Source organism: Sinomonas sp. (assembly GCF_051955515.1).
Classification (GTDB): Bacteria; Actinomycetota; Actinomycetes; order Actinomycetales; family Micrococcaceae; genus Sinomonas.
In genome coordinates this window covers 1-7,264 of record NZ_JBQCGQ010000196.1, presented here as the reverse complement: position 1 = coordinate 7,264, position 7,264 = coordinate 1, and the positions used below count along the sequence as shown (strand labels likewise).

General features: G+C 69.7%; 10 protein-coding genes. 5 read left to right on the top strand and 5 right to left on the bottom strand.

Annotated elements, in window-relative coordinates:
- Window positions 1-99: 99 nt before the first annotated feature.
- Complete coding sequence (locus tag ACTHL9_RS11335; RefSeq protein WP_440519155.1) at window positions 100-762, bottom strand: pentapeptide repeat-containing protein; 663 nt, start codon at window positions 760-762, stop codon at window positions 100-102.
- Window positions 763-795: 33 nt separating this feature from the next.
- Here ACTHL9_RS11335 and ACTHL9_RS11330 point away from each other — a divergent pair, with 33 nt between their 5' ends.
- Window positions 796-1,755, top strand: a complete 960-nt coding sequence (locus tag ACTHL9_RS11330; RefSeq protein ID WP_440519153.1) for a D-2-hydroxyacid dehydrogenase family protein — start codon at window positions 796-798, stop codon at window positions 1,753-1,755.
- A 154-nt stretch (window positions 1,756-1,909) separates the two neighbouring features.
- Here the strand turns inward: ACTHL9_RS11330 and ACTHL9_RS11325 are convergent, their stop codons facing one another.
- A complete protein-coding gene (locus ACTHL9_RS11325; RefSeq protein WP_440519152.1) occupies window positions 1,910-2,668 on the bottom strand; it encodes an SDR family NAD(P)-dependent oxidoreductase in 759 nt (252 codons plus the stop codon).
- Window positions 2,669-2,846: 178 nt separating this feature from the next.
- Between ACTHL9_RS11325 and ACTHL9_RS11320 the strand changes: the two genes are divergently transcribed.
- The gene (locus ACTHL9_RS11320; protein ID WP_440519151.1) at window positions 2,847-4,052 is read left to right on the top strand and encodes a beta-ketoacyl-[acyl-carrier-protein] synthase family protein; all 1,206 of its coding nucleotides are present in this window, start codon (window positions 2,847-2,849) and stop codon (window positions 4,050-4,052) included.
- Here the strand turns inward: ACTHL9_RS11320 and ACTHL9_RS11315 are convergent.
- Window positions 4,049-4,861 (bottom strand): putative protein N(5)-glutamine methyltransferase, encoded by an 813-nt coding sequence (locus tag ACTHL9_RS11315; protein WP_440519156.1) that lies wholly within the window; start codon window positions 4,859-4,861, stop codon window positions 4,049-4,051. The genes ACTHL9_RS11320 and ACTHL9_RS11315 overlap by 4 nt on opposite strands.
- A 65-nt stretch (window positions 4,862-4,926) precedes the next feature.
- Between ACTHL9_RS11315 and ACTHL9_RS11310 the strand changes: the two genes are divergently transcribed.
- Complete coding sequence (locus ACTHL9_RS11310; protein ID WP_440519150.1) at window positions 4,927-5,136, top strand: dodecin; 210 nt, start codon at window positions 4,927-4,929, stop codon at window positions 5,134-5,136.
- Here ACTHL9_RS11310 and ACTHL9_RS11305 read toward each other — a convergent pair.
- Window positions 5,108-5,410 carry a helix-turn-helix transcriptional regulator gene (locus ACTHL9_RS11305; RefSeq protein WP_440519149.1) on the bottom strand — a complete coding sequence of 101 codons (303 nt, stop codon included), beginning with the start codon at window positions 5,408-5,410 and terminating at the stop codon, window positions 5,108-5,110. The genes ACTHL9_RS11310 and ACTHL9_RS11305 overlap by 29 nt on opposite strands.
- A 203-nt stretch (window positions 5,411-5,613) precedes the next feature.
- On the opposite strand from ACTHL9_RS11305, the gene ACTHL9_RS11300 reads away from it, so the two are divergent.
- Together ACTHL9_RS11300 and ACTHL9_RS11295 are read left to right on the top strand one after the other, a co-directional pair.
- Window positions 5,614-6,129, top strand: a complete 516-nt coding sequence (locus ACTHL9_RS11300; RefSeq protein ID WP_440519148.1) for a hypothetical protein — start codon at window positions 5,614-5,616, stop codon at window positions 6,127-6,129.
- Between the two features lie 49 nt (window positions 6,130-6,178).
- Window positions 6,179-6,583: an ImmA/IrrE family metallo-endopeptidase gene (locus ACTHL9_RS11295; RefSeq protein WP_440519147.1), complete on the top strand. Its 405-nt coding sequence runs from the start codon at window positions 6,179-6,181 to the stop codon at window positions 6,581-6,583.
- A gap of 17 nt (window positions 6,584-6,600) precedes the next feature.
- On the opposite strand, the gene ACTHL9_RS11290 is transcribed toward ACTHL9_RS11295, so the two are convergent.
- Complete coding sequence (locus ACTHL9_RS11290; protein WP_440519146.1) at window positions 6,601-7,155, bottom strand: cysteine hydrolase family protein; 555 nt, start codon at window positions 7,153-7,155, stop codon at window positions 6,601-6,603.
- Between the last annotated feature and the right edge of the window lie 109 nt (window positions 7,156-7,264).

Genomic DNA, 7,264 nt, shown 5'->3' with positions numbered 1-7,264 from the left:
AACCCGCCGACACCCCCAATACACCGGGGTGGGTTGGCGCCGTCCCGGCGGTGGGGCCAAACCCCCCGGGTGGGTGGCGGGCGCAACGTCAAGGGGAGTTCACTCCTGAACGGCGATCCCCAAGTGCTCCGCCATGACCTCGGCGAGCTCGGCAGCCTGGAAGCCGCTCACGATCGCTCCGCGCAGACCCGCGATCCCGGCCACCCGCCCCAGCCGGGCGCCGCGTAGGTCCACGTGTCGGAGCTCGGCCCCCGTCACGTCAAGGGCGTCAACGGTGGAGCCTTCGAACGCGACGCGCGTCGCTTTGGCCCTCCCGAGGTCGAGCTCCTCGATGACGCAGTCCACGAAGAGCACGTCGGTGAGCTGCGCGGCCCGGAGATTCACGAACCCGAGCTTGCAGCCGCGCACCACAACGCCGTCCCAGATGCCGTCATAGAGCTCGCCCGAGCCGATTCGCGACGCGACGAGCTCGACGTCCCGGAACCGCGAGCGCGGTGCGCGAAGGCTCGGCGCCCCAAGCCGCTCGATCCGCGTCTCGACGAAGGACGCCCCGGTGAGGTCCGCGCCGTCGAACGTGGCGCCGTCGAGCGCGCATTCGACAAAGGCGACGCCGGCGAGACCGCGGTCGGTGAGGTCAACGCCGTCGAACGCGAGACCCTCGGCTCGCTCGCCCGGCCCGAGGTCGCCGGCATAGCCCGCGTCGAGGCTCCCGAGGCGCAGCTCGGTCAGTCGGGGACGTGTGGGGTGCTGGCGCGGACTCACCCGCCGATCCTAGCCCCGCCGTAGGCTGTGGCCATGAGAATCGCTGTCCTCGACGACTACCAGCGTGTGGCCGCGCATCTTGCCGATTGGGACTCGCTCGGCGCGGATGTCACCTTCTTCTCGGAGCACCTCGGCCATGAGGACGACGACGTCGTGGCCGCGCTCGACGGCTTCGACGTCGTCGTGGCGATGCGGGAGCGAACCCCGCTCCGCGCGGAACGCCTCGAGCGGCTTCCGAATCTCAAGCTCATCGTCTCGACAGGACGGCGCAACGCCTCCATCGACCTCAAGGCGACGGCCACGCTCGGCATCACGGTCTGCTCCACCGGCTATCTGCCTGCCCCCGCCGCCGAGCACACCTGGGCGCTCATCCATGCGGCGACCCGGCGTCTCGACGTCGAGCTCGGCGCGATCCGCTCGGGAGGCTGGCAGACGACGGTCGGGCGCGGCCTCGATGGGCGCCGTCTGAGCGTCTTGGGGCTGGGCAACCTCGGCAGCAGGGTCGCGAAAGTGGGGCTCGCGTTCGGTATGGACGTTGTCGCCTGGAGCCAGAACCTCACTGATGAGCGCGCCGCGGAGGTCGGTGTGCGGCGGGTCGAGAAGGAGGAGCTCTTCGCGACCGCGGACATCCTCACGATCCACCTGGTGCTCTCGAAGCGGTCCAGGGGAATCGTGGGCGCGGACGAGCTTGCGCTCATGAAGCGCGACGCGATCCTCGTCAACACGTCCCGCGGTCCTCTCGTGGAGGAAGCCGCTCTCCTCGATGCGCTCCGCGGGGAGAGGCTCGGGCTCGCCGCGCTCGACGTGTTCGACGTCGAGCCCCTCCCGGCCGACCACCCGCTGCGCCGCGAGCCGCGCGCGATCCTCACCCCGCACATCGGGTATGTGACGCGGGAGCAGTACGAGATCTTCTTCCGCGATGCCGTCGAGGACATTTCTGCCTTCGCGTCGGGGTCGCCGATCCGGATCATGGAGCTGCCGCCGGCGCCCTGACCCCCTTGCGCCGTCACGTCCGCAGGGTCCCCTCCCCTGCCGCAGGGTCCCCTCCCGTTGCGCCGTCACCTTTACCGTGTAAACGGGACGGCGCAACGGGAGGGGCGGCGGCCTCAGCGTCTGGGCGCGGGCGGACTCAGCGCCTGGGCGCGCCTCAGCGCTTGGGCCGGCGCTGCGGCCCCTGCAGGAGCCGGCCGGGGAGCACCCGGCTGAGGAGCGCCACCGCCTTGTACCGCCGCGAGGGGATCGACACGCCCTTGCCCCGCAGGTTGTCCACCAACCCCTCCCGCACCACGCGGTCGGCGCGCAGCCAGAGGAAGGGCGGGATGAACTTGGTGGTCATCCCCATGCGGGAGTGGAACTCGGTGTGCACGAAGCCAGGGCAGAGGGCGGTGACGATAATCCCGCGCCGCTTGTAGTGGAGGTTCGCCCACCGGCTGAACGCGAGCATCCACGCCTTCGCCGCCGAATAGGAGCCGCGCGGCACGAAGGCCGCGATGGACGCGACGTTGATGATGCGCCCCTCGTTGCGCGCCGACATCGCCCGGATCGCGGCGTGGCACAGGCTCAGCGGGGCTTCCACATGGAGCCGGACGTGGTTGATCTCCTCCTCGAGCGGCGTCCGGTCGAAGTCGTGCAGCAGCCCGATTCCTGCATTGTTGACCAGGATGCCCACCGGCCGCGCGGGGTCGCCGACGCGGTCGACGACGGCGGCAAGCTGGGCTTCGTCCGTCAGGTCCGCGGGCAGCACCTCGACCTCGACTCCGGTCCGCGAGCGCAGTTCGGCAGCGAGTTTTTCGAGCCGGGCGCGGTCCCGCGCCACGAGGACGAGGGCATGGCCCTGGGCAGCGAGCTGGCGTGCGAACTCGGCGCCGAGGCCGGAGCTCGCGCCGGTGATGAGCGCCGTGGTCATGCGTCCCAGCTTATGCGGAGCCAGTTGGGATCGCTGGATTTGTGGACGGAGCACAAAGATGCTGGAGCCTGTACCGGGCCGCGGTCCATCCTTCTGTAGGATTCCGCCAAAATCGATCCGCCCGCGTTGACCCCTCCATGACCGCCGGAAACGTGCCCCGACAGGAATACTTGAGGGTATGGACCGCATTGCTATCACCGGATTCGGGGCTGTCAGCCCGCTCGGGACTGACGCGCCGTCGACCTGGGAAGCCCTCCGCGAGGGACGGTCCGGCGTATCCGCGCTCGAGGCTGACTGGGCCTCGGATCTGCCGACCCAGATTGCCGGGACGGTTTCGGACACGTTCGCCGAGTCCTTGGCCGTGCGCGAGGTCAAGCGGCTGGACCGCTGCGAGCAGTTCGCCCTCGTGGCTGGCCGTGAGGCCTGGGCGATGGCCGGGAGCCCCGAGGTCGAGCGCGATCGGCTCGGCGTGGTCGTCGGCACCGGGATCGGCGGCATCACCACCACGATCGCTCAGGAGCACGTCCTGAAGGGGTCGGGCCACCGCCGCGTTTCCCCGCACACGGTCACGATGCTCATGGGGAATGGCCCAGCAGCCTGGCTCTCGATCGACCTGGGCGCGAAGGCTGGGGCGCGGACACCCACGAGCGCCTGCGCGTCCGGGGCCGAGGCCGTCGCCATGGGCCGCGAAATGATCCTCTCGGGGAGCGCGGACATGGTGGTTGCCGGGGGCAGCGAGGCGGCGATCACGGGGCTGACTCTCGCCGCGTTCGGCCAGATTCGCGCCCTCTCGAAGCGCAACGAGGATCCGACGGCGGCGTCGCGCCCCTTCGACGCGGAGCGCGACGGCTTCGTCCTCGGCGAGGGCGCAGCCCTGCTCGTGCTCGAGCGTGAGGACCACGCACGCGCCCGCGGGGCCGAGGTCCTCGCCTTCCTCGATGGGGCAGCGGTCACCTCGGACGCGTTCGACATCGTCGGCGCCGACCCGTCGAACCAGGCCCGGACTATGAACCTCGCACTGCGGGCCGCGGACTTCGCACCGGGCGACATCGACTTCGTCCACGCCCACGCGACCTCGACGCCGACCGGCGACCTGAACGAGTCGGAAGCCCTCGCTGAGACCGGGATCGATGCTCCCGTCACGTCATCGAAGTCCATGACGGGCCATCTGCTCGGAGCGTCGGGATCCCTCAGCGCGATCGCCTCCGTCATGGCGCTCCGGGAGGGCGTGGTCCCGCCCACGATCAACGTGGAGCGCCTCGATCCGGCGATCAAGCTCGACGTCGTCGCGAACGTCAAGCGCGAGGTCGACGCGCGGGCGGCGATCGTCAACTCGTTCGGCTTCGGCGGTCACAACGCCGCCCTCGTCCTGAGCCGCAACTAGCCGGATCCGGGGCGGCGCCCGACGACGACCGTCCCCCCGATCTCCGCATCCCGCCGCACCCGCGTGTCCAGTCCGGCGGCGGAAACCAGGGCGGCCGTGGCGGGCGACTGCCGCTTGCTCGTCTCGATGAGAAGCCATCCCCCGGGCGCGAGCCACTCCCCGGCCTGCGCCGCCACCCGGCGCTGGATGTCGAGGCCGTCGCGGCCGCCGTCGAGCGCCGAGAGCGGCTCGTGGACGCGGGCCTCCGGCGGCATGAGGGCGATCTCCTCGCTCGGAACGTAGGGGGCGTTGGCGGCCAGGACGCGGACGTTCCCGCGGAGGCGCACCGGAAGCGCCGCGAACAGATCGCCGAGGTGAGCCTCCCCGTGGAACCGCTCGATGTTCCGTGCCGCGACCTCGATGGCGGCCGGCTCGACATCCGCCGCGTGCAGCTCGATGCCGGGGACGCCGTGGGCGATCGCCGCGCCGATGGCCCCGCTCCCGCAGCAGAGGTCGACGACGACGGACGCGGCCGGAGCGTGCGCGAGCAGCCGTACCGCTTCCCGCACCATGAGCTCGCTCCGCCGCCGCGGGACGAACACCTGGGGTGCCACGGAGATCTTCAGCTCGCAGAACTCCGCCCAGCCAACCACCTGCTCGAGCGGTTCCCCGGCCACCCGCCTGGCCACCAAGGACTCGAGGTCCGCCCCCGTACGCTCGGCCTCGCGCAGGAGGCGCGCCTCGTCTTCCGCGAAGACGCACCCGGCCGCGCGCAGCCGCGCCACGAGCGGATCGGCACCCGGCGAGTGTCCCAGCTCTGGCCTTGGGATAGTCACGGCGATAGTCTGCCACCACCCGTCGGGCCTTCGCGGGCCCCCGACCGTCAGGAGGAATCATGGCAGGGCACACCTACAGCGTTTCGGAGATCGTCGGGACGTCGCCGGATGGCGTCGACCAGGCCGTCAAGAATGCCATCGAGACGGCATCGCAGACCCTCCGCAATCTCGATTGGTTCGAGGTCCAGTCCATTCGCGGGCACGTCGAGAATGGCTCCATCGAGGACTGGCAGGTCACCATCAAGCTTGGCTTCCGTCTGGAGCGCTGACAGAACCAGGTTCTTGGGGAGGGCTGGGGCGCGCACCGGAATCAGTGCGCCGCCCCAGCCTCTCCTCGTCCTCGAGTTCGAAGAGCTCGTTCCAGGGGCGTTTGAGGCGGACGGCCAACGCGAGGGCGAGGTCCTCGCTCAGTCGGGTCATCCGCCCCGTCTCCAGCAGGTGGATGGTGGTCTGCGAGCGCTTCACCAGGAAGCCGAGCTGCTCCTGAGACAGGTTCTCCTGCCGCCGCCACCGCCGCAGCATCCCCGGGTCCTTCACCTTCACGAAAGTCTCCTCTCGGACATTCGCCGGGGTCCTTCCTCTCAGGTTCCCCCATCCCACGCACTATGCTACAAGTTAACTTAAGCTAACCGGCAACCACTTGTTGCCCCCACAAGTGCTATTTGCCTGTTAAACGCTGGCAGGATGGGTATGTAGGTTGTTGCGTGTCGCTGCCTTGCAAGTTGCGCCGGAGGAGAGCCAGGACTGTGAATGAGCCGTTGAGCCTGCGCGATCTGATCGAGACGGCAGCTGCGAAGCGACAGGCTTCGGGCCTTCGCCTCGCGGAGATCGCCGAGGCCGAAGGCCACAAGATCACGGTCACCACCATCAACGCGATCCGCCAAGGCGTCTACAAATCGCGCCCGCGGGCAAGCACCATCCGCGCGATTGCCTGGCTCGCTGGCGTCACCGAGGACGTTGCCTTCCAGGCCGCCGGCCAGCCCGTTCCCGGGCCGCCGTTCGCCGACGAGCTGCCGCCCGGCGTCGACAATCTGCCCCCGAAGGCGCGGCGCGCGGCGATCGAGATGCTGCGGGCCCTCGTGGATCTCAACAGGCAGGTCGTCGAGGGCGTCCGCCCGCGGAAGGCTGGCCAGGAGGCCGACGAGCTGCCTCAGGACTGGCATGCACTGGCCGCCTATCAGGGCCCTGACGCCCACCTCGACCGAGAGCGCGAATGGGAGGACCTCGGCGAGGATCCTCAGGAGCCGCCGCAGACCGGCTAGCGGACGCGGTCAGCCAAGGAATGTCACCCCCTCCCTCTAGCCTGATCCTGTGTTCAGTCCTTGGGGGGCACTGCGCGAACTGGCCCACGTCACCTTGTATTTCATCGTCATGCCCGACGGCGCTCTCGGACGCACCGACGGCCGTCGCCGGATCTGGCTCGACAAACGCCTCCAGCAGGCAGAGCGCCGTTGCGCGCTCACTCACGAGCTCGTCCATCTCGAGCAGGGCCACACGAGCTGCCTGGGCGCCCGGGCGGAGCGGGCCGTCCGCGAGGAGACTGCCCGCCGCCTCATCCCCTTCGAGGATCTCCTCAAGGCCTACCGCTGGACCCAGCACCCCGCGGAGCTGGCGGACGAGCTCTGGGTCACGGTGGACGTCGTCCAGGATCGCCTCGCCGCCCTCAGCGAGGATGAATGCGGCAGGCTCGCGGCATCGTGTGCTCTCCTTCCCTGATGGACGACGACGGCGTCTCACCCGCGCAGCAGCGCGAGCGCGTCGTCCTGGCTGAGCCTGCTCTGCCGATACTCCTTGAGCAGGACGTCGAGCATCGCCTCGGCGCGGTCCGGGGCCTCGGCACCCATCGCCTCACCCGCGAAGGCGACCCGCAGGTTGTTCGCGTAGGCGTCCGAGGCTGTCTGGGCGAGGCACAGGTGGATCGAGACGCCCGCCAGGAGAACCGTGTCGACCTCCCACGTGCGCAGGCGCTGCAGGAGGTCGGTGCCCCAGAACGCGCTGTCGCGGCGTTTGACCATGTGCGGCAGGCCGGCGATGTCCAGCTCCGGCAGGGGCTCCGCCTGCCTGCTGCCGTGAAACGAGAAGCCCTGATCATCGTCGAGCATCGAAAGCGTCCACGTCGACCGGTCGCGCTCGTGCTCCGTCCGCACGATCAGGATCGGCGTGCCCGACTTCCGCGCCTCCGCAATGAGCTCGTTGCACGCGCCCACCACGCGACCCCGCTGGGCGTCCAAGGCTCCGTCCTCGAAGAAGGCGTTCTGCATGTCGATCACGAGCAAAGCGGTCCTCATGACGTGGCTCTACCCCGTCGGCGAAGACTTCACGCCCCCACCGTTTCGGGTACAGATAATCCCCCGTCAGAGCGGAGCGGGTACAGCTACTGACCCAGACACTCGGTGG

What these genes read in the sequence shown, in the direction of transcription:
- ACTHL9_RS11325 (WP_440519152.1), bottom strand. Translation starts at nt 2,668, where the DNA reads ATGACCACGGCGCTCATCACCGGCGCGAGCTCCGGCCTCGGCGCCGAG.
- ACTHL9_RS11320 (WP_440519151.1), top strand. Translation starts at nt 2,847, where the DNA reads ATGGACCGCATTGCTATCACCGGATTCGGGGCTGTCAGCCCGCTCGGG.
- ACTHL9_RS11310 (WP_440519150.1), top strand. Translation starts at nt 4,927, where the DNA reads ATGGCAGGGCACACCTACAGCGTTTCGGAGATCGTCGGGACGTCGCCG.
- ACTHL9_RS11330 (WP_440519153.1), top strand. Translation starts at nt 796, where the DNA reads ATGAGAATCGCTGTCCTCGACGACTACCAGCGTGTGGCCGCGCATCTT.
- ACTHL9_RS11290 (WP_440519146.1), bottom strand. Translation starts at nt 7,155, where the DNA reads ATGAGGACCGCTTTGCTCGTGATCGACATGCAGAACGCCTTCTTCGAG.